This is a genomic window from Nitrosovibrio sp. Nv17 (assembly GCF_900119085.1).
Classification (GTDB): domain Bacteria; phylum Pseudomonadota; class Gammaproteobacteria; order Burkholderiales; family Nitrosomonadaceae; genus Nitrosospira.
In genome coordinates, this window is record NZ_FPIQ01000001.1 from 33,967 (window position 1) to 56,347 (window position 22,381).

The window sequence follows — 22,381 nt, forward strand, 5'->3', positions numbered from 1 at the left end:
CGGTTCAGAAAAACCCCGATTCAGGCCCTATGCAGGCATCAGTCGCTGGCGAAGATGCCGACCAGGTTGTCCATGTTCTCCAGTGCGACTCCCGATCCGCGCACGACACACGTCAGCGGATCTTCGGCGATGATCACCGACAGGCCGGTTTCTTCCATCAGCAGCCGGTCGATGTCGCGCAGCAACGCGCCACCACCAGTGAGCACCATGCCCTTTTCGGCAATGTCCGCGCCCAATTCGGGAAGCGTATGCTCCAGTGCAGACTTGACCGCGCTGACGATGCTGTTCAACGGATCGGTCAGGGCTTCCAGGATCTCGTTGCTGGAGATGGCGAAGCTGCGCGGAATGCCTTCCGCCAGATTGCGTCCCTTGACCTCCATCTCGCGTACTTCCGATCCTGGAAAGGCCGAGCCGATTTCCTTCTTGATCAATTCCGCGGTGACTTCCCCGATCAGCATGCCGTAGTTGCGGCGGATGTAGTTGATGATCGCCTCGTCGAATTTGTCGCCACCCACCCGCACCGAGTTCGAATAGACGATGCCGCCCAGCGAGATGACGCCGACTTCCGTGGTGCCGCCGCCGATGTCGACCACCATCGAACCGGTCGCTTCCTCCACCGGCAGGCTGGCACCGATGGCCGCGGCCATCGGCTCCTCGATCAACTCGACCTTGCGTGCCCCCGCGCCATAGGCTGCTTCACGGATGGCGCGGCGTTCCACCTGGGTGGAGCCGAACGGGACACAGATCACGATCCGCGGATTGGCGGAAAACAACCGGGGAGGATTCGCCTTCTTGATGAAGTGCTTCAGCATCTGCTCGGTGACGGTGAAGTCAGCGATGACGCCATCCTTCATGGGACGGATCGCGGTGATGTTGCCGGGCGTGCGGCCCAGCATCTGCTTGGCGGCCAGTCCCACCTGCTGGATGATCTTCTTGCCGTTGGGTCCTCCATCCTGGCGAATCGCCACCACCGAGGGCTCATTGAGCACGATGCCTTGGCCGCGCACGTAGATCAGGGTGTTCGCGGTACCCAGATCGATCGCCATGTCGGTCGAGAAATAGCCCTTCAGGACGTTGTTGTTGATGAAATTGAGCATGTGGACGATATCGGTCGAAGATGACTGGAGCAGGCCGCGCAAGAAAAGAATACGCCGATCAGGCAGGCTATGATACTCTATTAGCTATTTGAATATAAGGGTTTCGGGGCAAATGCCGCTGTCTTTGGACGACGTGAAACGTGTTGCGGACCTGGCGCGCATCGAGGTCGGAGAGGAGCAGGCACACGCTGTACTTGCGCAGCTGGCAGGCGTTTTCGACCTGATTCAGGAGATGCAGGCAGTGGAGGCAGCGGCGGTGGAACCTTTGTCCCACGCACAGGACGTGATGCTGCGCCTGCGTCCGGATGCGGTGACCGAAGCCGACCAGCGCCAGCTGTTTCAGTCGGTGGCGCCCAGCGTCGAAGCGGGACTCTATCTGGTACCCAGGGTCATCGAATAGGTTTGAAGGTTTTCGCGCACGTCCGCTCCCATCCGGATCCCTTCCAATCATCGACATCGCATCCACCGCCTTTGATGATCTGTCCGGTTTTGACGACGTCATGCTGAATTCCAGTGTCGCGCGCCTGTCCGCCCTGCTCGCGGCAAGGAAGATTTCCAGCGTCGAATTGACCTCCGCATTTCTGGAACGCATCAGGTCGCTCAACCCGGTGCTGAACGCGTTCATCAGCGTCGACGAGGAAGCGAGCCTTGGCCAGGCGCGCGCCGCTGATGCAGTGATTGCGTCCGGAGAGGCGCAACCGCTGACCGGCATCCCGATCGCCCAGAAGGACATATTCTGCACGCGCGGACGGCTTACCACCTGCGGATCGAGGATGCTCTCCAATTTCGTCTCCCCCTACGATGCGCACGTGATCGAGCGCTTCGATGCGGCGGGAGCGGTCAACATCGGCAAGACCAACATGGACGAGTTCGCCATGGGGTCCAGCAACGAAACCTCCTACTTTGGACCGGTAAAAAATCCCTGGGACGTTGCGGCCGTGCCCGGTGGCAGTTCGGGCGGCTCCGCCTGTTCGGTGGCCGCGCGCATGGCCCCGGCGGCGACCGGTACCGATACGGGCGGCTCGATCCGCCAGCCGGCGGCGCTGTGCGGTATCTCGGGCCTCAAGCCCACCTATGGAATGGTGTCGCGCTACGGCATGATCGCATTCGCATCCAGTCTCGACCAGGGCGGGCCGATGGCGAAGACCGCCGAGGATCTGGCCCTGATGCTGAACGTCATGGCGGGATTCGATGCGCGCGACTCCACCAGCCTGCAGCGTGAACCGGAGGACTACGCGCGCGACCTGGAGAAGCCGCTGGCGGGGTTGCGCATCGGTCTGCCCAAGGAATACTTCGTCAAGGAAGTGGATCGCGACGTCGCGCGTGCCGTCGAGGCTGCCCTCGGGGAATACCGCAGGCTCGGCGCCACGGCCGTGGAGGTATCGCTGCCCGCCACCCGGCTTTCAGTGCCGGTCTACTACGTGCTGGCCCCGGCGGAGGCGTCGAGCAATCTTTCCCGTTTCGACGGGGTGCGCTACGGCTACCGTGCGCCGGCGTACGCCGACCTCGACGACATGTACCGCAAGACGCGCGCGCAGGGGTTCGGGGCCGAGGTGCAGCGCCGCATCCTGATCGGTACCTACGTGCTCTCGCAAGGCTACTACGACGCCTACTACCTCCAGGCGCAGAGACTGCGTCGGTTGATCGCGCAGGACTTCGTCGAGGCCTTCCGGCAGTGCGACCTCATCATGGGGCCAACCTCACCCACGGTCGCGTTCGACCTGGGGGAGCGCAGCAGCGATCCGGTGCAGATGTACCTGTCCGATGCCTACACCATCGCCGCGAACCTCGCGGGGTTGCCGGCCATGTCCATCCCCGTGGGCTTCGGCCAAGGGAGCAGGCCGGTCGGCCTGCACATCATCGGCAACTACTTCGCGGAGGCGCGCATGCTGAACGCGGCCCATCGCTATCAGCAGGCGACCGACTGGCATCTGCGGGTGCCGCAGGCCTGTCCCGATGGTGCGCCCGGAACGCGGGAGTGAGCGGAATGCGCGCAGTGCAATGGGAGATCGTGGTCGGCCTCGAAGTGCATGTCCAGCTCTCGACCTGTTCCAAGATATTCTCGGGCGCCTCCACCGCATTCGGTGCCGCACCCAACACCGCTGCCTGCGCGGTCGATCTCGCTTTGCCCGGCGTGCTGCCGGTGTTGAACCGCGGCGCGGTGGAGCGGGCGATCCGGCTGGGTCTTGCGGTAGGCGGCCGGATACGCTCGCCTTCGGTCTTCGCGCGCAAGAATTACTTCTATCCCGATCTGCCCAAGGGTTACCAGATCAGCCAGTACGAGCTTCCGATAGTGGAAGGCGGCAGCGTGGCCATACGCTCGGGCGAGGTCGACAGGGTCATCCGCCTCGTGCGGGCGCACCTTGAGGAGGATGCGGGCAAGTCGCTGCACGAGGATTTCCATGGCATGACCGGCATCGACCTGAACCGGGCGGGTACGCCCCTGCTGGAGGTCGTCTCCGAACCGGACATGCGCAGCAGCGCCGAAGCGGTCAGCTACGCCCGAACCCTGCATGCGCTGGTGCGCTGGATCGGCATCTGCGACGGCAACATGCAGGAAGGCTCGTTCCGCTGCGATGCGAACGTGTCCGTCCGGCCCGCGGGATCCGACAGGCTCGGCACCCGCTGCGAGATCAAGAACCTCAACTCGTTCCGCTTCCTCGAAAAGGCCATCGACTACGAGGCCGGGCGGCAGATGGAAGTACTCGAGGATGGTGGGAAGATTCTGCAGCAGACCCGGCTCTACGATCCGGACCGGAACGAGACCCGCGCCATGCGCAGCAAGGAGGATGCCCAGGACTACCGCTACTTTCCCGATCCGGATCTGCTGCCGCTGGAGATCGGAGAGGACTGGATCGCGCAGGTGCGGCGCGATCTTCCCGAGCTTCCGCAGCAGATGCGCCAGCGCCTGGAACGCGACCATGGCCTGTCCGCCTACGATGCCGCGGCCCTGACCGCCGACAGGGAGATGGCGCAGTACTACGAGGCCGTGGTCGCGAGGCTGCCCGACGACCCCAAGCTGTGCGCCAACTGGGTGATGGGAGAGGTCTCCGCCCACCTCAACGGCGTGGGGAAATCCTTCGACGGCTGCCCGCTGTCGCCAGCCCAGCTCGCGCGGCTGCTGGGTCGCATCCGGGACGACACCCTCTCCGGCCGGATGGCCAAGGACGTATTCGGGCGAATGTGGGCCCAGGCCGGCGACGATCCCGTGGCGTGGAAGGACCGGAAAGAGCAGGCGGGAGAGGATCTCGCCGACCGGATCATCGAATCGCAGGGCCTGAGGCAGGTTTCGGACGAAGGCGAGCTGGAGGGGTGGATCGATGCGGTGATCGCAGCCAATGCCAGGTCCGTCGAAGAATTCAGGGCGGGCAAGGAAAAGGCATTCAACGCCCTGGTGGGGCAGGTGATGAAGGTGGCCCGGGGCAAGGCCAACCCGGCGCGGGTGAACGAGCTCCTGAAGAAGAAGCTGACCGGGTAACCGCCCGCCACAGGCCCGCTACAGGTTCACGCTGCGGCCTCCGTCCACCGCGATGATCTGGCCGGTGACGTAGGGGGCGTCGGCCACGAGAAAGGCCACCGTCCGTGCGATGTCCGCCGGTTCGCCGGTGCGCTTCAGCAGCGTTCTCTCGATGATGTGCCTGCGTGCATCCTCCTCCTGCCACTCCCCCTCTTCCGGCCACAGGATGGGGCCGGGCGAGACGCCATTCACGCGGATTTCGGGGGCGAGCTCCTGGGCCAGCGAGCGGGTGAGCGCCGCCAGACCGCCCTTGGCCGCGTTGTAGGCCACGTGCCGTTTCAGCGGCCACTCGGCATGGATGTCGACGATGTTGACGATGCACCCGTGCTGCTTCCTCAGCACGGGTGCCGCGGCCTGTGCCAGGAACAGCGGCGCCTTCAAGTTGCTGCCGATGAGTTCGTCCCAGTGACTTTCCGTGATCTCTCCCATGGGGGTGGGGAAGAAACTGGAGGCGTTGTTCACCAGGGCGTCGAGCCTGCCGAACCGGTCCAGCACGGCCTCGACCAGGCTCGGCAGCCGCGCGGTCTCCAGCAGGTCGGCCTGCACCAGCGCCACCGAGCCGGGGCGTGCGGCCTCCAGTCCGGCCTGCAGCGCCTGCGCATCCTGTGCCGAGTTCCGGTAGTGCACCATCAGGTTCGCGCCGCGCGCGTGCAGGATGCGACAGATGGCGGCGCCCACCCGCCTGGCGCCGCCGGTGACGAGCATGACCTTTCCCCGCATCGGTATCCCTCCCTGACGTGTCCCTGTACACTTGCGCGACCCATCGTAGTGTCTCACAACCTCGCATCCGCCACCAATGCCGCTGCCCGTTCCCGATGAAGCCGCCCTGCGGCACAGCCGCGCACTGGAGGATCGCATCGTCGCCGAGATCGCCGATGCGGGCGGCTGGATTTCATTCTCCCGCTACATGGAGCTGGCCCTGTATGCCCCGGGACTGGGGTATTACAGCGGGGGCGCGGCCAAGTTCGGCGGGGCGGGCGACTTCGTCACCGCACCGGAAATATCGCCGTTGTTCGGCTGGGCGCTGGCGCGCCAAGCCGCGCAGATACTGGAGTCCCTCCCGAACGGGGGCGACCTCCTGGAATTCGGCGCAGGCACCGGCAGGCTTGCATGCGACCTGCTCTCCGGACTGGAAGAGCTGGATGCCCTGCCGGGACGCTACTGCATCCTGGAGCTCAGCGGGGAGCTGCGTCAGCGTCAGCGACAGTCGCTGGAGCGGCTTGCGCCAGCCCTGGCGAGTCGCGTGGAGTGGCTGGACCGCCTGCCCGATGCGTTCGAGGGCCTGATGCTGGCCAACGAAGTGCTGGACGCAATGCCGGTGCATCGGGTGGTATGGCGAAACGCGGGTCTGTTTGAGCGCGGCGTGGCGGCGGGGGCGCCCGGCAGCGGCGCGTTCGCCTGGAGCGACCGTCTGCTCCAGGACGGCGCGCTCTTCGAGGCCGCCCGGCAACTCATTCCTTTCGTCGGTCCCGGCGGGCCGGACGAAGCCTCGGACCATGTCAGCGAGATCGGGCTGGCCGCGCGGGGGTTCGTCGCCAGCGCCGCGCGCGTGCTGCGGCGGGGCGTCCTGCTGCTGATCGACTACGGCTTCGGGCGCAGCGAGTACTATCACCCGCAGCGTACGCAGGGGACGCTGATGTGCCACTACCGCCATCATGCCCATGACGATCCCTTCCACCTGCCGGGCCTGCAGGACATCACTGCACACGTCGACTTCAGCGCCGTGACCGACGCCGCGGCAGGGGCCGGACTGGATCTGCTGGGCTACACCACCCAGGCGCACTTCCTTGTCGGCTGCGGCATCGCCGCCAGACTGGCTCGCACGCCGGTTGAGCGTGCTGCCGAGTACCTGCCTCTGGCGAATCAGCTGCAGACGCTGGTGAGCCCCGCCGAGATGGGCGAGCTGTTCAAGGCCATCGCCTTCGGCAGGGACGTTTCGGGACCTCTCATCGGCTTCGCCGGGTTCGGCGGCAGTGACAGAAGTCGCCAGCTGTGAAAGGGGCGGCGCCGGCCGCGCGCCCGGTCAGCCGGGGTAGCCTGGATGCCCGCTCAGCGACCAGATCCCCATCAGCACGAACGCGGCGGCCGCCACCCAGCGCACGCGCCGCATGTCGATGCGCTCGGCAAGCGCGCCGCCGATCCAGACCGCGGGTGCGTTGGCCAGCATCATGCCCAGCGTGGTGCCCAAGACGACCGTCGCCAGGGCATCGTAGCGCGCCGCCAGCGCGATGGTCGCCAGTTGCGTCTTGTCGCCCATTTCCGCGATGAAGAAGGCGAGCAGCACGGTCACGAACACGCCGGCACCGAAGGTGGGCGGACCGTCGTCGAGAGTGTCGGGCTTCAACGTCCACAGACCGAATGCGATGAACGACAGTCCCACGACCCAGCCGAGCGTTCGGGGTGGGATCTGACCCGCCAGCCAGGCACCCACGGTCGCCGCCAGCGCATGGTTCAGCAGCGTGGCGGCGAGTATGCCCGCCATGATGGTGTAGGGACGCTTGAACCGGGCTGCCAGCGCGAAGGACAGCAGCTGGGTCTTGTCGCCGATTTCGGCGAGCGCGACCAGCAGGGTGGAGGTGAAAAAGGCTTCCAAGGCGCGAACCGCAACAGTGGGGCAGGGTGGCAACACGGCGGGACATTGTAGCGTGATTCCCCTGAGGGATCGTGTCGGCACCTATTTTTGTTTTTGCGGGGGTTAGGGCGTAGACTTTTCGGGTGTGCTGCGGGTGGACGATGGCGGACCGCGGAGAACCTGTCAAATGGATGGATCGATTCATGCAAACAGATCGGCGCGAGGTTCGTCTCCGGGCATGTTGAGCGAGCGCTCGGCTGCCGGGCTCGGGTTCCAGTTTTCCGGGAACCCATCGGAGTGCGTTCCGGATTCATCCCGCGATGCCTCCATCGAGTCGCTGATCGCCGAGGCGAATCGCTGCGTCGCCTGCGGGCTTTGCCTGCCGCATTGCCCGACCTACCGCGTGACCCAGTCCGAGGCGGATTCGCCGCGCGGGCGCATCGCCCTGATGAGCGGGGTCGCCGGCGGGCGTATCCCGATGAATGAGCGCTTCATCCTGCACATCGACCGCTGCCTGACCTGCCGCGCCTGCGAGGCGGCATGTCCCAACCACGTCGGCTACGGGGGGCTGGTGGATGAAGCTCGCGCCATGATCCGCATGTCCGCGGATGCCGACGGGGAGCGGAGCGCGTCGCGATCGTCCTGGCTGCGGCGTTGGCTGGAGACCCGGATCCTCGCCCGGCCGGCGCGGCTCGATGCGCTGCGGCCGCTCGTGCGTGTCTACCAGCGCAGTGGCCTGCAGGCGGTCGTGCGGCGCTCCAGGCTGCTGGGAAAGAGCCGGCTGGCCGTCCTGGAGCGTCAGCTGCCGCGAGTGGATCTCCCCTGCGTGCCGCAGGAAGGGGACGGGAAGGGCCGCGGCACCGGTACGGCAAGCGGGTGGCAGGCCGTCTATCCCGCCACGGGCCGCGTGCGCGGCGAGGTCGGCCTGTTTCTCGGCTGCATTGCCCGGCTGGCGGATGCGGCGACGCTCAACGCCACCCTGTTCGTTCTCAACCGGTTGGGCTACACGGTGCACATTCCTCCCGCGCAGGCATGCTGCGGCGCCCTGCACCGGCACGGCGGGGACAAGCCCACCGCAGCGCGCCTGGCTCGGCAGAACGTGGCAGCTTTCGATGGATTGCCGGGTGTGCGCGCCATCCTCAGCACCGCGTCGGGCTGCGGCGCGCGACTGGCGGAGTACGGCGTCGCCGATGCGTTCCCGGCGGCGTCGGCATCGAAGCGGCAGGCCGAGAACTTTTCCGCCGGCGTCATGGACATCGGCGCGTTCCTGGCAGCCCATCCGGTGTGGGACGATGTCCCGCTCGCGCCCCTGCCGCACGGGATCGCCGTGCACGAACCGTGCAGCCTGCGCAATGTCATGCGCGCCTCGGCGCACGCCTATGCGCTGCTGTCGCGCATCCCCGGCGCGCGCGTCGTGCCGCTGGCGGGCAACGACCAGTGCTGCGGCGCCGCCGGCACCTATTTCCTGGATCAACCGGAGATGGCGCAGGCGCTGCTGCGTGATAAAATGACCGCGCTGGATGCAAGCGGCGTGCGTTATCTCGCCACCTCCAACGTGGGATGCGCCCTGCACATCGCCAGCGGACTGCTCGAACGCGGCTCGGGAATCGAGGTGCTGCACCCCGTGACCCTGCTGGCGCGGCAGATGGGTATGCCATCGTAATCGTTTCGGACGGGAAAAGGTGCCTGATCTCGACAAGCTCATCATTGGTTTCGATCGCGCGCTGCGCACGCTGCTTTCCCCGGCGCAGACCCTGCGCCCGGTGCCTGGCGCCGGGTTGCCGGAAGTCGAATTGAGCGAATCGGAGAGAAAGGAGTCCGGCGCGCTGATGCGCGTCAACCACGTGGGCGAGATTTGCGCGCAGGCGCTGTACCAGGGGCAGGCTCTCGCCGCGCGCGACGCCAGGGTGCAGCAGACGCTGGCGCAGTCGGCGCGGGAGGAAACCGAGCACCTCGCCTGGACCGAGCGGCGCATCGTGGAACTCAACGGGCGCAAGAGCCTGTTGAATCCCCTGTGGTATGGCGGCTCGTTCGCACTCGGCGTTTTCGCGGGCACGCTGGGCGACAAGTGGAACCTGGGATTCCTCGCGGAGACCGAGCGCCAGGTGGAGGCGCATCTCGCGGGGCACCTGCAGCGCCTGCCCCACCACGACGGCAAGAGCCGCGCCATTGTCGCGCAGATGCAGGTGGACGAAGCCGGGCATGCCGACGTCGCCATTTCCCATGGCGGCGCGGAATTGCCGCTGCCGGTCAGGCTGGCCATGAAGCTGGGCTCCCGCATCATGACGGGCACCGCCTACTGGGTCTGAGAAGTCTCCCCGGCTTCCACGATCTCGAAGTCGTGGGTCAGTTTCGCCGTCTTTCCCAGCATGATCGAGGCCGAGCAGTATTTTTCCGCGGACAGCCGGATCGCCCGCTCCACCTGCTCGCTTCCGAGCTGCTTTCCCCTGAGGACGAAGTGGAAGTGGATGCGGGTGAACACCCTGGGCTCCCCGGGCGCCCGTTCCGCCTCGATCTCCACCTCGCAGCCGTGGATGTCCTGGCGGCCCTTCTTCAGGATAAGGACCACGTCGAATGCCGCGCAGCCGCCGGTTCCCAGCAGCAGCATCTCCATTGGCCGCGGCCCCAGGTTCTGCCCTCCCGCCTCCGGGGGGCCGTCCATCAGCACTGCGTGGCCGCTGCCGGACTCTCCCAGAAAGCTCATTCCCTCCTTCCACGCCACCCGTGCCTTCATGCCATGCCCCAGCGATGCCAAAACGATCATTTAACCATGATTCACGTGGAAGCGGGAGCGGGAAGCAGGCGGTACCACAGCATCCCGATGACCTCGTGGAAGAACCAGCCGCTTCTCTGCAGGGCGCCGGCGGCGGGAAGAAAGGTGTGAAGGTCGATCGCACGCCGCGTGGTATAGGCGGTGGCGGCGGGAACGACCTCGAGTCCGGCCAGTTCGAATTCCCGCGATGCCCTCTGCATGTGCCAGGCGTGGGTGACCAACGCGATGCGGGTAATGCCGTTCGCATCCAGGATGGCCGCGCTGCGATGGGCATTTTCGCGGGTCGTGCGCGAAGCCTCTTCCACCCAGGCGACCGGGACCTGGAAGTCCTGCTGCAGCGCTGCCCGCATCTGGGCCGCCTCGGAGGAGTCGCCGCCTCGGGGCGAGCCGCCCGACGCCAGTATCGGCCTGCCGGTGAGCCGATGCAGCCGAGCGGCGTAGCGAACACGCTCCAGGCCGAGCCGGTCGACCGTGCTTGCTCCGTATTCAGGCGCTTCGAAATAGGTTCCCGCGCCCAGTACCACGATGGCCTGCACGCTATTGAGGCGGGGCGCCGCAGGCGTGGGTTCGAGCTGGCGCAGCGCCGTATCCGCGAAGAAGGGAGTGGAGAGCAGGCACAGCAGGGCGCCTGCCAGCCAGACCAGCGCGCGGCCGGTCCTCGGGTGGCGCCGCCGCAGCAGGACGCCCGCCAAGGCCAGCAGAACGAGGTTCAACGGGGGGAGCAGGAGCGCGCCGAGCAGGCTGGTCACGGATCAGTCCATGGTCTGCGGGAAGGGGAGCGGTCGCCATCCGGAATCGGGCGGTGCCGCGCAAGGTGTGGAATGGCGGCCGGGCCGTTGAGCGTATTCGCGATTTTCCGACGCCCAGTATTATCCAAAGCCGGCGCAGTGTAAAGTGGCTGGACTTCCGGTGCGGTGCGGTGGAGTATCCTGAAATGAAAAAGTCATACATCGACCTGACCTCGATGTGGGGCGGGTGGGGAATGTATATTGCCGCATGGCGGAGCACGGCAAGATCGAGGCGGTCAAGGCTCTGAGACCGGAGCTTGCGTAGGCGATAGCCAAAATCTTGACGTAACTACACAATGAAACTTGAGTGGGACGCCGACAAAGGGGCGCAAAACCTGAAGAAGCACGGTGTTTCCTTCGAGGATGCCGAGCTTGTTTTTTATGACTCGGGGCGGATTGACGCCTACGACGGACGCGAGGATTACGAGGAAGATCGTTGGGCCACGATTGGGTTTGCTTATTCGGTTGTCCTTTATGTGATCTACACCGTTCGACACGAGGACACCATCCGCCTTATCTCTGCAAGGAAAGCAAATGCCGACGAAACAAAGCAATATCGTGAAGCGAACTCTTGACCTCAAGAAGCCGCCACTTTTGAGTGCGGAGCAAAAGGCCCGGCTGAATGCTGTGGCTGCGATGCCTGATGAGCAGATCGACTACAGCGACGCGCTTGGCTTGCCTGATGCTGCATGGATGAAAGCGGCAGCGGAGTTGCCCCACACCAAGCAGCAAATCACGCTGCGCATTGATGCCGAAGTGCTGGAATTTTTCAGGCATACAGGTAAGCGGTATCAGTCCCGCATCAATGCCGTATTGCGCTCTTACGTCGAGGCGCACAAGGCGCAGGCGAAATGAGCGGCGTCGTCGTCCGGCAATGCACGGTGCTGGAGTCATGTTGAAATGAAAAAGCCGGTACGAATGTACCGGCTTTCGTGTGCTGCCGTCCGACCTACTTGAGGGACAGGATCCAGTTGGCCAGGACCTTGGCGTTGGCCTCGGTGACGTTGTTCGGCGGCATGGCCGGCATCGGCATCTTCCAGACACCGGCGCTTCCCTTCTTGATCTTTCCTGCCAGATAGGCTTCGGCATTGGCGTCGCCGCGGTACTTGGCGGCGATGTTCTTCAGAGCCGGGGCGGCCATGTTCTTGTCGGGGTTGTGGCAGTTCAGGCAGCCACTCTTCTTGGCCAGCTCGGCATCCGCCTGCGCGCCGCCGGCCAGCAAGAGGGCCGAGGCTGCAAGGACTCCTATCCAGACAGCTTTCATATTTGCTCCTTTATCCGTTGAATGATTATGATGATGTATTGTCACGAACCTCGCAGACGCGCAGCAGTTCACGCAGGTCGGCGATTTCCGGCAGGCATCGGGTGCCCAGGCATACCCGGGCGCCGGCGGTATGCTCCGCCTTGGCCGCCCAGTTCAGACCCGGGAGCGGAACGTTAAGTTCCGGCGGCGGCGCAAATACCAGGGCAAGCGGCGCGCGCGACCGCAAGGCGCTTTTCCATTCCCGTACGGTCGTTGCCGGACCGTGCAGGAGGACGAGCACGGGGGGCGCGAGCGACTGCTCGACTCCCGCCAGGAAACTGCAGCACGAGGCGGCGTTGCGGCACGCGTAGGGGTAGAACAGCGCCAGGGCGCGTTCCGCCGCTTCGAGATAGTGGAATCGCCCGGTCAGGTATCCAAGCCGCTGCAGGGCCTGCGCCGCCATTCCATTCCCGGATGGCATGACGTTGTCGATTCCCGGCTTGGGGCGATGGATCAGCTTTTCGTGGTCGTGGCTGGTGAAGAAGAATCCGCCCGACTCCCGGTCCTCGAAGTGTTCCAGCAGCGCGTCGGCCAGGGCGATGGCGAATTCCAGGTCGGACGGGCGGAATTGGGCCTGCATCAGCTCCAGCACGCCGTCGAGCATGAATGCATGGTCATCCAGGTAGCCGTTGAGGTGCGCCCTGCCGTCCTTGAAGGAGGCCAGCAGGCGACCATCTCGCCACAGCGCGGCGCGCACGAAGTCGGTGGCGCGGGCGGCTGAATGTATCCAGTCGTCGCGTCCGAGAATGCTCCCGGCATGCGCCATGCCCTTGATCGCCAGTCCGTTCCAGGCGGGAAGAATTTTTTCGTCGCGTCCGGCACGCACCCGCAGCGCGCGTGCCGCGAGAAGCTTCGCCCGTGCGGAGGCGAGCCGCTGCAGGGCAGCGTCCTCGTCGATGCCGACCGCCCGGGAAACCTCGGCAAGCGGCCGGGCGATCTCCAGATGCCAGTGCCTGCCTTCGAAATTGGGGTCCCGGGTGAGGCCGTAGCGGGGTGCAAGCACGGCATATTCATCGTGGTCGAGGATCCCGGCGACCTGGTCGCGGTCCCAGACATAGAATCTGCCTTCCTCGTTCTCCGAATCGGCGTCCAGGCTCGAATAGTAGCCGCCCTCCGGCTGTTCCATCTCCCGCATGATCCATACCGCCGTTTCCTCGGCGGCCTGACTGAACAGCGGCTCGCCGCTGGCGAGCCAGGCATCGGCATAGAGTGACAGCAGCGGTCCGTTGTCGTACAGCATCTTCTCGAAGTGCGGGATGCTCCAGTGAGCATCGGTGCTGTAGCGGTAGAAACCACCGCCCAGCTGGTCGCGGAGCCCGCCCTCCGCCATGCGCCGCAGGGTATGGGTTGCCATGTGCAGCGCCTGTGTGTCGCCAGTAGTGAAGTGGCGGCGCAGGCAGAATTCGAGCTTGGTAGGATGCAGGAATTTCGGGGCTGCGCCGAAGCCGCCGTCGGCGGCGTCAAACTGCTCCTGCAGACCGGCCAGCGCCAGGTCGAGCGGCCGCTGCGAAAATCCGGCGTACGCCTGTTCCGCGGAGGGCAGAGAATTGGCGAACGCCTGCAGCAGCGAGACGCTTTGCCGCTCGATCTCATCGCCGCGCTCGTGGTAGGCCTCGGCGACACGCGGCAGCAGGTCGAGGAAGCCGGGCAGCCCCTGGCGCGCGCTCCTGGGGAAGTAGGTGCCGCCAAAGAAGGGTTTCTGCTCGGGCGTCAGGAACAGCGTCAAGGGCCAGCCGCCGGGGCGCCGGGTGAGCATGTAGAGCGCGGTCTGGTAGATCTGGTCGAGATCGGGGCGCTCCTCCCGGTCCACCTTGATGTTGACGAAGTGCCGGTTCATCGCCGCGGCGACGTCCGCGTCCTCGAAGCATTCGTGCGCCATGACGTGGCACCAGTGGCAGGCTGAGTAGCCGATGGACAGCAGGATCGGCTTGTTCTCACTGCGGGCCAGCGCCAGCGCCTCGCTGTCCCAGGGATGCCAGTCCACCGGGTTGCCGGCGTGCTGGAGCAGGTAGGGGCTGGTTTCGCCGGAAAGACGGTTGGGCATGGTCCGTGGCGGAATGGACGGTGTGCGCGCTAGTCCGTCACCGCTCCCCGGCTGGCGGTGGAGACCAGCTTCGCGTACTTGGCCAGCACCCCGCGCACGTAGCGCGGCGCGGGCTGCTGCCAGGCCGCGCGCCGGCGTGCGAGCTCGTCCTCTGAGATATTGAGCTGCAGCAGGCGGCGGTCGGCGTCGATGGTGATCGAGTCGCCTTCCTGGACGAGGGCGATGGCGCCGCCGGCGAACGCCTCCGGGGCGACGTGGCCCACCACCATGCCGTAGGTGCCGCCCGAGAAGCGGCCGTCGGTGATCAGCCCCACCGAATCGCCGAGGCCCTCGCCGATGAGCGCGGAAGTGGGCGAAAGCATCTCGCGCATCCCCGGCCCGCCGCGGGGGCCCTCGTAGCGGATGACCACCACGTCGCCGGGCTGGATGCGGCGCTCGAGGATGGCCGCCATGCAGGTCTCCTCGGATTCGAACACCCGGGCCGGTCCCGTGATCCGGGGCGTCTTCACCCCGGTGATCTTGGCGACCGAACCTTCGGGGGAAAGGTTGCCCTTCAGGATGGCGAGGTGGCCCTGCGCGTACATGGGATTCTCCCACTGCCGGATCACGTCCTGGTCCGCGCGCGGGGTCGGGGGAATGTCGCGCAGCACCTCCGCCACGGTCTGACCGCTGATCGTGATGCAGTCGCCGTGCAGCAGGCCGTGGTCGAGCAGCATCCGCATGACCTGTGGAACGCCACCCACGCGGTGCAGGTCCGTCGCCACGTAGCGGCCCGAAGGCTTCAGGTCGCACAGCACCGGCACCCGGCCGCGCATCCACTCGAAGTCGTCGATGGTCAAATCCACCTGTGCCGCGTGGGCAATGGCGAGGAAGTGGAGCACCGCGTTGGTCGAGCCGCCCACCGCCATGATCACGGCGATCGCATTTTCGATGGACTTGCGCGTGATGATGTCGCGCGGGCGGATCTGCGCCTTGACCGCTTCCACCAGCACCTCGGCGGAGCGGGCGGTGCTGGCGCGCTTCTCGTCGTCCTCCGCCGCCATGGTGGAGGAGTAGGGCAGGCTCATGCCCATCGCCTCGAATGCCGACGACATGGTGTTGGCGGTGTACATGCCGCCGCAGGATCCCGCCCCCGGACACGCGTGGCGCTCCACCTCGAGCAGTTCCGCCTCGTCGATCCGGTGCGCGGTGTACTGCCCCACCGCCTCGAAGGCGCTGACGATGGTCAGATCCCGGCCCTGGAAGCGGCCCGGCTTGATGGTGCCGCCGTAGACGAAGATGGCCGGCACGTTCATCCGCGCCATCGCGATCATGGCGCCCGGCATGTTCTTGTCGCAGCCGCCGATGGCGATGACGCCGTCCATGCTTTCCCCCTGCACCGCGGTTTCGATCGAGTCCGCGATCACCTCGCGCGACACCAGCGAATACTTCATGCCTTCCGTACCCATCGAGATGCCGTCGGAGATGGTGATGGTGCCGAACATCTGCGGCATCGCCCCCGCCTGCTTCAAGGTGCGCTCGGCCTCCAGCGCCAGGTCATTCAGGCCCTTGTTGCAGGGGGTGATGGTAGAGAAGCCGTTCGCCACGCCGACGATGGGCTTGTCGAAATCCGTGTCGCCGAAGCCCACCGCCCGCAGCATGGCGCGGTTGGGCGAGCGCTGCGCTCCCTCGGTGATGACGCGGCTGCGCGTATTGTGTGGCATGGGAACTCCTTGAGAATATTGTGATTGATGATCGTGCGCACGCGGCGGCGGTGCGGTCCGTTGCCGTATAATCGGCTATTTTACCGCATAACCCGCCCGCCTCATGCTCGTCCACCCGCAGTTCGACCCGATTGCCGTCGCCGTGGGCCCGCTCGCCGTGCGCTGGTACGGGCTGATGTACCTGGTGGGGTTCGCGCTGTTCGTGCTGCTGGGCCGGCGCCGCATCCGGGCGCGCCCCGAAGGCGCGTTCACTTCCGCCATGCTCGACGACATGCTGTTCTACGGCGTGCTGGGGGTGGTGCTGGGTGGGCGCCTGGGGCACATCCTGTTCTACCAACCCGGCTACTACCTTGACCATCCGCTGGAAGTCTTCGCGGTGTGGCAGGGCGGCATGTCCTTTCACGGCGGCTTCCTCGGCGTGATCGCCGCGATGGCGCTGCTCGCCCGCAAGTACCGGCTTCCCTGGCTGGCCGTCACCGACTTCATCGCCCCCCTGGTGCCGCTGGGCCTGGGGGCCGGACGCATCGGCAATTTCATCAACGGGGAGCTTTGGGGCCGCCCCACCGATGTGCCGTGGGGCATGGTCTTCCCCCACGTGGACGACCTTGCCCGTCATCCGTCCCAGCTCTACGAATTCGCCCTCGAAGGCTTGGCGTTCTTCCTGCTGATGTGGATCTACTCCGCCAAGCCGCGCCCCACCGGTGCGGTGTCCGCCGTGTTCCTGATCGGCTACGGCGCGTTCCGCTCGTTCGCCGAGTTCTATCGCGAGCCCGAGGACGGTTTCATGGGGGTGCTGACGCTGGGTGTCACCATGGGGCAGTGGCTGTCGCTGCCGATGATGGGAGCCGGGTTGGCGATGCTGGCGTGGGCGTATCGTGCCGGCCGCGGTATGCCGCCGGCTCCGGTGCGCGCAGGGAATCCGGAGGGTGCGGGCGGATCGGCCCCGAAGGCGGGCAGTGGGCCGGTGCCGCGACCGCGCAAGCGCAAGTAGGGCAAGGATGAGCGCCTCCCTGCGCCGTGCGTACACGCTCATCGCCCCGTTCTATGATGCCGTGCTGGCGGCGGCCGGCACCGGGCTGCGTGCCGCCAGCCTTGCGCAGTTGCCGCGACAGGGCGGGCTCGACGTCCTCGTCAGCGGCATCGGCTCCGGCCTCGACGTTCCGCACCTGCCTCCGGATCATCGCTACGTCGGCCTGGACCTCACCGCCGCCATGCTGGCGCGGGCGCGGCCGCGCGGGAACGGCCGCCATCTCCATCTGGTGCAGGGCGACAGCATGGCCCTGCCGTTTGCCGACACCTGCTTCGACCACGTGGTGCTGCACCTCATCCTCGCCATCGTGCCCGACGCTACCGCCTGCCTGCGGGAGACGGCGCGCGTGCTCAAGCCCGGCGGCAGCGTGCTGATACTCGACAAATTCCTCCGGCCGGGCGAAGCCGCTCCGTTCAGGCGTGCCCTGAACCGGTTGTCGCGGCACGTCGTCACCCGCCTCGACGTCGTGTTCGAGGAGGTGCTCGCGGCCGTGCCGGAACTCAGGCTGGAGCATGACGCACCGGTGCTGGCCGGCGGCTGGTTCCGCAGCATTCGCCTGGTCAAGGGCTGACATTCCCTGGCAGGGGAAGTCTGGCGTAAGATACCTGCATGTTCGAGCTGAAGACCCTGCTGCTCTTCGCCGCCACCGCGCTTGCCGAGATCGTCGGCTGCTACCTGCCCTACCTGTGGCTCAGGCATGACCGCAGCGCGTGGCTGCTGCTGCCCGCAGCCGCCAGCCTGGCGCTGTTCGCCTGGCTGCTGAGCCTGCATCCCGACGCCGCGGGGCGCACCTACGCGGCCTACGGCGGGATCTACATCTGCTTCGCGCTGCTCTGGCTCTGGCTGATCGAGGGCATACGGCCGACGCTGTGGGATGTGGCGGGCTCGCTGGTGGCGCTGGCCGGGATGGCCATCATCATGTTCGGCCCGAGGCATGCGTGAGGATGCCGGCGCGCACGCTCCGGACAGAGCGTCCGGTACGGTCTACTACAACGGCGCCTGCCCGGTCTGCAGGGCGGGGATCGAAAGCCAGCGTCGGCGCATGGAGGCCTGCGGCGTTTCGGATATTGCATGGATCGACGTGCACGCCCATCCCGATGCCGCCCTGGAAGTGGGGACATCGCTGGAGGCGGTACGGGAGCGCCTGCACGTCAGGGCCGCCGACGGCCATATCGACGTGGGCGCGGATGCGTTTGCCCGGCTCTGGGCGCTGACTCCGGGTCAGCGCTGGGGCGCCCGCCTGCTGCGCGTGCCCGGGGTTGGACCGGCCGCGCGTCTGGCGTACGATGCGTTCGCTCGGCTGTTGTATCGATGGAACCGCGCCCGGAAACACTGGTGACGGTTCGATCCCTACGCCTCCGCGCCGGTGGGCGCGGGCTGTTCCGCCAGCCTCCATGCCACCCGCTCTCCCGCACGGAAGGGAATCAGCACCTCGTCGCCGAACGCCAGCTGCGAGGGAACGTTCCAATGCGTTTTTTCCAGGGTGATGCGGTCCTCGTTGCGCGGAAGCCGGTAGAAGTCCGCACCGTGGAAGCTGGCGAAGGCCTCCAGCCGTTCAAGCGCGCCCGCCTGCTCGAACGCTTCCGCGTACAGCTCGATCGCGGCGTGCGCGGTGTAGATCCCGGCGCAGCCGCAGGCTGTCTCCTTGGTGGCGCGGGTGTGCGGGGCGCTGTCGGTGCCGAGGAAGAATTTCGGACTGCCGCCGGTTGCGGCTCGCAGCAGGGCGCCGCGGTGGATTTCGCGTTTCAGCAACGGCAGGCAGTAGTGGTGCGGCTGCAGGCCGCCCTGGAACAGCGCGTTGCGGTTGAGCAGCAGGTGGTGGGCGGTGAGGGTGGCGGCGACGTTTTCGGATGCGGCCTCGACGAAGTCCACCGCTTCGCGCGTGGTGATGTGCTCGACCACGACGCGCAGCCGGGGAAAGCGCCGGACGACGGGAAGGAGCACGCGTTCCAGGAACACTTTTTCCCGGTCGAACACGTCCACGGCGGGATCCGTGACTTCCCCATGTACCAGCAACGGCAGGCCGGCCTCTTCCATGGCCGCGAGCACGCCGTGGCAACGGGCGATGTCGGTCACGCCCGCGGCGGAGTGGGTGGTGGCGCCGGCAGGGTAGTACTTCACGGCCGCCACGATGCCGCTTTCCATTGCCTCGGCGATGTCCGCCGGCGTGGTGGCCTCGGTCAGGTAGAGCGTCATCAGCGGCTCGAAGCGCATCCCCGGCGGCAGGGCGTCGAGGATGCTCGCCCGGTACCGCGCCGCAAGCCCGACGCTGGTGACCGGTGGCTTCAGGTTCGGCATGACGATGGCGCGCGCGAAGCGCCGCGCCGTATCCGGCAGCACCGCGCGCAGGTGCGCGCCGTCGCGCAGATGCAGGTGCCAGTCGTCCGGCCGGACGAGCGTCAGCGCGGTCAAGGCGGCACTGCGGCGGTTAGTCGGTGATGCGCCCGGCCAGCGTCTCGCGAGTGTGCGTGCCGCCCTCCGCGATCAGCTGTGTGGCGGCGTCGACCTGTCCCCACGTGTTCCAGAGCAGTACGCCCCGCACCTGCCCGTTGCGCAGGTAGTAGACCACCCCTTTCCTGAAGGGCTCCTGCCAGTCTTCGACAGTGTCCAGGCGGGCGTCCAGCTCGCCCACCGCCTCGTAGCCCAGGTCGAACAGGTCGGAGTAGAAGAAGGGCTGGTGCAGGTAGCGCTTCGACTGCCCGGCCATGTTCCCGCCCGCGGTCTCTCCCATGACGTTGGCGTTGTCCTCGTGCTCGACGCGGATGCGCTTGTCCAGCAGGGCGCTGTGGAAGTTGGCCACGTCGCCGGCGGCGTAGATGTCGGGATTGCTGGTGCGCAACTGCTCGTCGACGACGATGCCGTTGTCCACCGCGAGCCCTGCCGCGGCGGCAAGATCGGTATTCGGCAGGATGCCCAGCCCCGCGACGACGCCGTCCGCGGCGAGCTCCGTGCCGCTTCCCGTGGCCACGACGACCCGGTTGCCGTCAACCCGCACCGCCCCGACGGTTTCCGAGGGGAGCACGGTCACGCCCTGCTCGCGGTAGTAGGCATTGAGGAATTCGACCAGCGATCCTGGGTAGACGCGCTCCCCGATGCCTTTTTCCGGAAAGACCATGGTGACTTTCTTGCCGTTCATCCTCAAGGCGGCGGCGATTTCGGAACCGATGAAGCCTCCACCGATCACGACGAAGTCCGAACCTTTTTCGCTCAGCTCACGCAGCTTGCGGTAGTCGTCGGCGGTGCGGTAGTGGATGACGTGCTCGCCCGCGCCGGGGAGGCGGCGCACCGATCCGCCCGTGGCGAGGAGGAGTTTTTCGTAGGTGTAGACATTGCCGGCATCGTCGGTCGCGGTTTTCCCGGCGGGATCGATCGCGACGATTTTCTTGCCCAAATGGATCGCGATGCCCGGTCCCTGGGTGCTGCGCCAGATGGACTCGTAGGCGGCATCCTTCCACAGCGACTTGGACAGCGGCGGCCGGTCGTAGGGGAGGTGGCGTTCCTCGCCGATGATCGCGATGGCGCCGTCCGGGTCGACCTTGCGGATGCCGTGGACGGCGGAATCAGCGGCGATGCCGCCGCCGACGATGACGTACTTGTGGTGTTTCATGGTCGTTTCCTTTCATCGGGCTGGTTGAGTGGGTAGGGTGGGCGTGGATGAGAAAACGTGTGGGCGGACGATCGTACGGGCGGATGATTTCATGTATCTGGCGGGTCCGGTAGCAGTATAGCCAGTATATAATGAGTTTCTTCAAAAGTTGATAGCTGAGGCGGACATGTCGTCTCATCCCTCCATGGCCATGAGTGACTCCGGAACCGGCTCGCAAGCAGGCGAGACCGATATCTGCGTGCAGCACGCGCGCGTATTGCTGGTTGCACAGCTCGAGAAGATCAAGGACAAGGGGTATGATTTTGCGCCCCCGTTCCGGCAGATGACGGTGCAGCTGTATCTGGTGGGGGTCATGTGGCGTCACGGTGAAAACCTGGACTTGCCGAATGCCCGGGAGCATGCGTTCCAGGCGCTGCAGTCCATGCTCGTGGAGGAAGGCATGAGCAGGAAGAGGGCGCGGCGGCGGATCGAGTTCTTGAGCGACAAATCCCGGGTCGAGGATGGCAGCGACGCCTACGCCGTCACCGCGGGCTACGAGGCAGGACCGGACGACGACAGCCTGGCGGTGGTGTTCGACGAATATCGCGATGAAGTGCGGGTTTCGGGCGCGCTCTGGCGTACCTACGAGCGCGGCAAGAAGATCATGTTCCTGGGAGGGATGGTCGCAGCCTTCATCACCATCTGGTTCGTCACCATTTTTCTTCCCAAGACGGAGGGGGTGGACATCCTTGCCGCGGGGTTGCTGGCCGCCATCCTGGTCATGCTGCCGGCGTTCCTGATCGGATTGCTGATCTATCGCGCGAAGATCAGGAAAGCGGATGCCGCTAGCCCGCCTCGGGCGTGAACAGGGCGAATCCGTGCACAGGGATGCGCCAGGCGTCCGCCTGCCGCTGAGATCGGGCCGGGCTTGCGCCGGCCCTCCGTGAGGGGGGGTTTGCGACGATTCGGTACGAAAGGTGAAAGCCGTATCCGGACGACGTATAATTCCTCTTTCATCCACCCTCCTCGGGACGGCAGCGTCCCGTCAGCCGACAGTCCACATATGAATGCCAGGATCATGGATGGTAGTGCGCTTGCCCGGGAGATGCGGACGGAATGGAGGCTGCGTGCCGAGCGCCTGTCCCGCATTGGCATGCGGCCCGGGCTGGCGGTGGTGATCGTGGGCGAGAATCCGGCATCCGCCATCTATGTGCGCAACAAGGCCAGGGCGTGCGACGAGATCGGCATCCACTCGGAGATTCATGCGTTTCCCGAACGGGCGGGCCAGGACGAGGTGGTGCGGCGTATCGACGAGTTGAACCGGAATCCGGCGATCCACGGCATCCTGGTGCAATTGCCGCTGCCCCGGCACTACGCGAGCGATGCGATCCTTGCGGCCATCGCCATGGAGAAGGACGTGGACGGTTTTCATCCCTGCAACGTGGGCGCCCTGGTCCTCGGCAGTGCCGCCCTCTGGCCGTGCACGCCCCACGGCGTGATGCGGATGCTGGAGAAGTACGGCATTCCGATCGAGGGCCGGCACGCGGTGGTGGTCGGCCGCAGCAACATCGTCGGCAAGCCGGTGGCACTCATGCTGCTGCAGCGGGGCGCGACCGTCACCATCTGCACCTCGAAGACGCCCGATCTGGCCGGCCATGCGCAACGTGCCGACATCCTGGTAGTGGCGGCCGGCAGGGCGCGCCTGATCACTGCCGACATGGTGAAGGCCGGTGCCACGGTGGTGGATGTCGGCATCAACCGCCTGCCTGACGGCAGGCTGGTGGGCGACGTGGACTTCGAGGAAGTCCGCGAGAAGGCGGGCCATATCACGCCTGTTCCCGGCGGGGTGGGTCCGATGACCATCACCATGCTGCTGTGCAATACCATAGAGGCCGCGGAGCGTGCCCATGCCGCCCGGACGGCATCCGTGCAACGGTCCAGCTGCTGAACGCCAACCCATGCGAGACG

Annotated in this window: 24 protein-coding genes; 14 read left to right on the top strand and 10 right to left on the bottom strand. The window is 66.2% G+C overall.

Going from position 1 to position 22,381, the window contains the following annotated elements:
• Positions 1-38: 38 nt before the first annotated feature.
• The gene (locus BT108_RS00150; RefSeq protein WP_072292791.1) at positions 39-1,097 is read right to left on the bottom strand and encodes a rod shape-determining protein; all 1,059 of its coding nucleotides are present in this window, start codon (positions 1,095-1,097) and stop codon (positions 39-41) included.
• A gap of 112 nt (positions 1,098-1,209) precedes the next feature.
• Here BT108_RS00150 and gatC point away from each other — a divergent pair, with 112 nt between their 5' ends.
• The 3 genes from gatC (at position 1,210) to gatB (ending at position 4,575) form a co-directional block, all read left to right on the top strand.
• Positions 1,210-1,497, top strand: a complete 288-nt coding sequence (gene gatC / locus BT108_RS00155) for an Asp-tRNA(Asn)/Glu-tRNA(Gln) amidotransferase subunit GatC (RefSeq protein ID WP_072292537.1) — start codon at positions 1,210-1,212, stop codon at positions 1,495-1,497.
• A gap of 100 nt (positions 1,498-1,597) precedes the next feature.
• Positions 1,598-3,079: an Asp-tRNA(Asn)/Glu-tRNA(Gln) amidotransferase subunit GatA gene (gene gatA, locus BT108_RS00160; protein WP_072292538.1), complete on the top strand. Its 1,482-nt coding sequence runs from the start codon at positions 1,598-1,600 to the stop codon at positions 3,077-3,079.
• 14 nt (positions 3,080-3,093) lie between these two features.
• Complete coding sequence (gene gatB / locus BT108_RS00165; RefSeq protein ID WP_143142337.1) at positions 3,094-4,575, top strand: Asp-tRNA(Asn)/Glu-tRNA(Gln) amidotransferase subunit GatB; 1,482 nt, start codon at positions 3,094-3,096, stop codon at positions 4,573-4,575.
• An 18-nt stretch (positions 4,576-4,593) separates the two neighbouring features.
• Here the strand turns inward: gatB and BT108_RS00170 are convergent, their stop codons facing one another.
• Entirely contained in the window at positions 4,594-5,334 is a 741-nt protein-coding gene (locus tag BT108_RS00170) for a pteridine reductase (RefSeq protein ID WP_072292540.1), read from the bottom strand.
• A gap of 76 nt (positions 5,335-5,410) precedes the next feature.
• Between BT108_RS00170 and BT108_RS00175 the strand changes: the two genes are divergently transcribed.
• Positions 5,411-6,610 carry a class I SAM-dependent methyltransferase gene (locus tag BT108_RS00175; protein WP_072292541.1) on the top strand — a complete coding sequence of 400 codons (1,200 nt, stop codon included), beginning with the start codon at positions 5,411-5,413 and terminating at the stop codon, positions 6,608-6,610.
• A gap of 27 nt (positions 6,611-6,637) precedes the next feature.
• Here BT108_RS00175 and BT108_RS00180 read toward each other — a convergent pair whose 3' ends face one another.
• On the bottom strand, positions 6,638-7,207 hold the full coding sequence (locus BT108_RS00180; RefSeq protein WP_072292542.1) for a TMEM165/GDT1 family protein: 570 nt from the start codon (positions 7,205-7,207) through the stop codon (positions 6,638-6,640).
• Between the two features lie 217 nt (positions 7,208-7,424).
• On the opposite strand from BT108_RS00180, the gene BT108_RS00185 reads away from it, so the two are divergent.
• Both BT108_RS00185 and coq7 read left to right on the top strand, forming a co-directional pair.
• Entirely contained in the window at positions 7,425-8,849 is a 1,425-nt protein-coding gene (locus tag BT108_RS00185) for a (Fe-S)-binding protein (RefSeq protein WP_083566063.1), read from the top strand.
• A 19-nt stretch (positions 8,850-8,868) separates the two neighbouring features.
• A complete protein-coding gene (coq7, locus tag BT108_RS00190) occupies positions 8,869-9,495 on the top strand; it encodes a 2-polyprenyl-3-methyl-6-methoxy-1,4-benzoquinone monooxygenase (RefSeq protein WP_072292543.1) in 627 nt (208 codons plus the stop codon).
• Here coq7 and BT108_RS00195 read toward each other — a convergent pair.
• Together BT108_RS00195 and BT108_RS00200 are read right to left on the bottom strand one after the other, a co-directional pair.
• On the bottom strand, positions 9,483-9,920 hold the full coding sequence (locus BT108_RS00195; RefSeq protein ID WP_072292793.1) for an OsmC family protein: 438 nt from the start codon (positions 9,918-9,920) through the stop codon (positions 9,483-9,485). The genes coq7 and BT108_RS00195 overlap by 13 nt on opposite strands.
• A 41-nt stretch (positions 9,921-9,961) precedes the next feature.
• The gene (locus BT108_RS00200) at positions 9,962-10,708 is read right to left on the bottom strand and encodes a YdcF family protein (protein ID WP_143142321.1); all 747 of its coding nucleotides are present in this window, start codon (positions 10,706-10,708) and stop codon (positions 9,962-9,964) included.
• A gap of 335 nt (positions 10,709-11,043) precedes the next feature.
• Here BT108_RS00200 and BT108_RS00205 point away from each other — a divergent pair, with 335 nt between their 5' ends.
• Both BT108_RS00205 and BT108_RS00210 read left to right on the top strand, forming a co-directional pair.
• A complete protein-coding gene (locus BT108_RS00205) occupies positions 11,044-11,322 on the top strand; it encodes a BrnT family toxin (RefSeq protein WP_072292794.1) in 279 nt (92 codons plus the stop codon).
• On the top strand, positions 11,282-11,602 hold the full coding sequence (locus BT108_RS00210) for a BrnA antitoxin family protein (protein WP_072292544.1): 321 nt from the start codon (positions 11,282-11,284) through the stop codon (positions 11,600-11,602). Before BT108_RS00205 ends, BT108_RS00210 begins: the two co-directional genes overlap by 41 nt.
• Positions 11,603-11,696: 94 nt before the next feature.
• Here the strand turns inward: BT108_RS00210 and BT108_RS00215 are convergent, their stop codons facing one another.
• Genes BT108_RS00215 through ilvD form a run of 3 tightly spaced genes read right to left on the bottom strand, consistent with a single transcriptional unit; the run spans position 11,697 to position 15,797 of the window.
• On the bottom strand, positions 11,697-12,011 hold the full coding sequence (locus BT108_RS00215; RefSeq protein ID WP_072292545.1) for a c-type cytochrome: 315 nt from the start codon (positions 12,009-12,011) through the stop codon (positions 11,697-11,699).
• A gap of 25 nt (positions 12,012-12,036) precedes the next feature.
• Positions 12,037-14,094, bottom strand: coding sequence for a thioredoxin domain-containing protein (locus tag BT108_RS00220; RefSeq protein ID WP_072292546.1), 2,058 nt, complete (start codon positions 14,092-14,094; stop codon positions 12,037-12,039).
• 29 nt (positions 14,095-14,123) lie between these two features.
• Positions 14,124-15,797: a dihydroxy-acid dehydratase gene (gene ilvD / locus BT108_RS00225; RefSeq protein ID WP_072292547.1), complete on the bottom strand. Its 1,674-nt coding sequence runs from the start codon at positions 15,795-15,797 to the stop codon at positions 14,124-14,126.
• Between the two features lie 103 nt (positions 15,798-15,900).
• On the opposite strand from ilvD, the gene lgt reads away from it, so the two are divergent.
• Genes lgt through BT108_RS00245 form a run of 4 tightly spaced genes read left to right on the top strand, consistent with a single transcriptional unit; the run spans position 15,901 to position 18,166 of the window.
• Positions 15,901-16,788 carry a prolipoprotein diacylglyceryl transferase gene (gene lgt, locus BT108_RS00230; RefSeq protein WP_083566064.1) on the top strand — a complete coding sequence of 296 codons (888 nt, stop codon included), beginning with the start codon at positions 15,901-15,903 and terminating at the stop codon, positions 16,786-16,788.
• Positions 16,789-16,795: 7 nt separating this feature from the next.
• Complete coding sequence (locus BT108_RS00235) at positions 16,796-17,398, top strand: class I SAM-dependent methyltransferase (protein WP_072292548.1); 603 nt, start codon at positions 16,796-16,798, stop codon at positions 17,396-17,398.
• 38 nt (positions 17,399-17,436) lie between these two features.
• A complete protein-coding gene (locus BT108_RS00240) occupies positions 17,437-17,769 on the top strand; it encodes a YnfA family protein (protein WP_072292549.1) in 333 nt (110 codons plus the stop codon).
• Complete coding sequence (locus BT108_RS00245; RefSeq protein ID WP_072292550.1) at positions 17,762-18,166, top strand: thiol-disulfide oxidoreductase DCC family protein; 405 nt, start codon at positions 17,762-17,764, stop codon at positions 18,164-18,166. Before BT108_RS00240 ends, BT108_RS00245 begins: the two co-directional genes overlap by 8 nt.
• A gap of 11 nt (positions 18,167-18,177) precedes the next feature.
• On the opposite strand, the gene pyrC is transcribed toward BT108_RS00245, so the two are convergent.
• Both pyrC and BT108_RS00255 read right to left on the bottom strand, forming a co-directional pair.
• Positions 18,178-19,239, bottom strand: coding sequence for a dihydroorotase (gene pyrC / locus BT108_RS00250; protein WP_072292551.1), 1,062 nt, complete (start codon positions 19,237-19,239; stop codon positions 18,178-18,180).
• A gap of 16 nt (positions 19,240-19,255) precedes the next feature.
• Positions 19,256-20,434, bottom strand: a complete 1,179-nt coding sequence (locus BT108_RS00255; RefSeq protein ID WP_072292552.1) for an NAD(P)/FAD-dependent oxidoreductase — start codon at positions 20,432-20,434, stop codon at positions 19,256-19,258.
• 190 nt (positions 20,435-20,624) lie between these two features.
• Between BT108_RS00255 and BT108_RS00260 the strand changes: the two genes are divergently transcribed.
• Positions 20,625-21,278 (top strand): hypothetical protein, encoded by a 654-nt coding sequence (locus tag BT108_RS00260; protein ID WP_072292795.1) that lies wholly within the window; start codon positions 20,625-20,627, stop codon positions 21,276-21,278.
• A gap of 198 nt (positions 21,279-21,476) precedes the next feature.
• A complete protein-coding gene (folD, locus tag BT108_RS00265; protein ID WP_072292553.1) occupies positions 21,477-22,361 on the top strand; it encodes a bifunctional methylenetetrahydrofolate dehydrogenase/methenyltetrahydrofolate cyclohydrolase FolD in 885 nt (294 codons plus the stop codon).
• Positions 22,362-22,381: the final 20 nt, after the last annotated feature.

Coding starts and splice junctions, on each gene's coding strand:
- BT108_RS00150 (WP_072292791.1), bottom strand. CDS start 1,097: ATGCTCAATTTCATCAACAACAACGTCCTGAAGGGCTATTTCTCGACC.
- gatC (WP_072292537.1), top strand. CDS start 1,210: ATGCCGCTGTCTTTGGACGACGTGAAACGTGTTGCGGACCTGGCGCGC.
- gatA (WP_072292538.1), top strand. CDS start 1,598: ATGCTGAATTCCAGTGTCGCGCGCCTGTCCGCCCTGCTCGCGGCAAGG.
- BT108_RS00170 (WP_072292540.1), bottom strand. CDS start 5,334: ATGCGGGGAAAGGTCATGCTCGTCACCGGCGGCGCCAGGCGGGTGGGC.
- BT108_RS00175 (WP_072292541.1), top strand. CDS start 5,411: ATGCCGCTGCCCGTTCCCGATGAAGCCGCCCTGCGGCACAGCCGCGCA.
- BT108_RS00185 (WP_083566063.1), top strand. CDS start 7,425: ATGTTGAGCGAGCGCTCGGCTGCCGGGCTCGGGTTCCAGTTTTCCGGG.
- BT108_RS00195 (WP_072292793.1), bottom strand. CDS start 9,920: ATGAAGGCACGGGTGGCGTGGAAGGAGGGAATGAGCTTTCTGGGAGAG.
- BT108_RS00205 (WP_072292794.1), top strand. CDS start 11,044: ATGAAACTTGAGTGGGACGCCGACAAAGGGGCGCAAAACCTGAAGAAG.
- BT108_RS00210 (WP_072292544.1), top strand. CDS start 11,282: ATGCCGACGAAACAAAGCAATATCGTGAAGCGAACTCTTGACCTCAAG.
- BT108_RS00215 (WP_072292545.1), bottom strand. CDS start 12,011: ATGAAAGCTGTCTGGATAGGAGTCCTTGCAGCCTCGGCCCTCTTGCTG.
- BT108_RS00220 (WP_072292546.1), bottom strand. CDS start 14,094: ATGCCCAACCGTCTTTCCGGCGAAACCAGCCCCTACCTGCTCCAGCAC.
- ilvD (WP_072292547.1), bottom strand. CDS start 15,797: ATGCCACACAATACGCGCAGCCGCGTCATCACCGAGGGAGCGCAGCGC.
- lgt (WP_083566064.1), top strand. CDS start 15,901: ATGCTCGTCCACCCGCAGTTCGACCCGATTGCCGTCGCCGTGGGCCCG.
- BT108_RS00235 (WP_072292548.1), top strand. CDS start 16,796: ATGAGCGCCTCCCTGCGCCGTGCGTACACGCTCATCGCCCCGTTCTAT.
- BT108_RS00240 (WP_072292549.1), top strand. CDS start 17,437: ATGTTCGAGCTGAAGACCCTGCTGCTCTTCGCCGCCACCGCGCTTGCC.
- BT108_RS00245 (WP_072292550.1), top strand. CDS start 17,762: ATGCGTGAGGATGCCGGCGCGCACGCTCCGGACAGAGCGTCCGGTACG.
- BT108_RS00255 (WP_072292552.1), bottom strand. CDS start 20,434: ATGAAACACCACAAGTACGTCATCGTCGGCGGCGGCATCGCCGCTGAT.
- BT108_RS00260 (WP_072292795.1), top strand. CDS start 20,625: ATGAGTGACTCCGGAACCGGCTCGCAAGCAGGCGAGACCGATATCTGC.
- folD (WP_072292553.1), top strand. CDS start 21,477: ATGAATGCCAGGATCATGGATGGTAGTGCGCTTGCCCGGGAGATGCGG.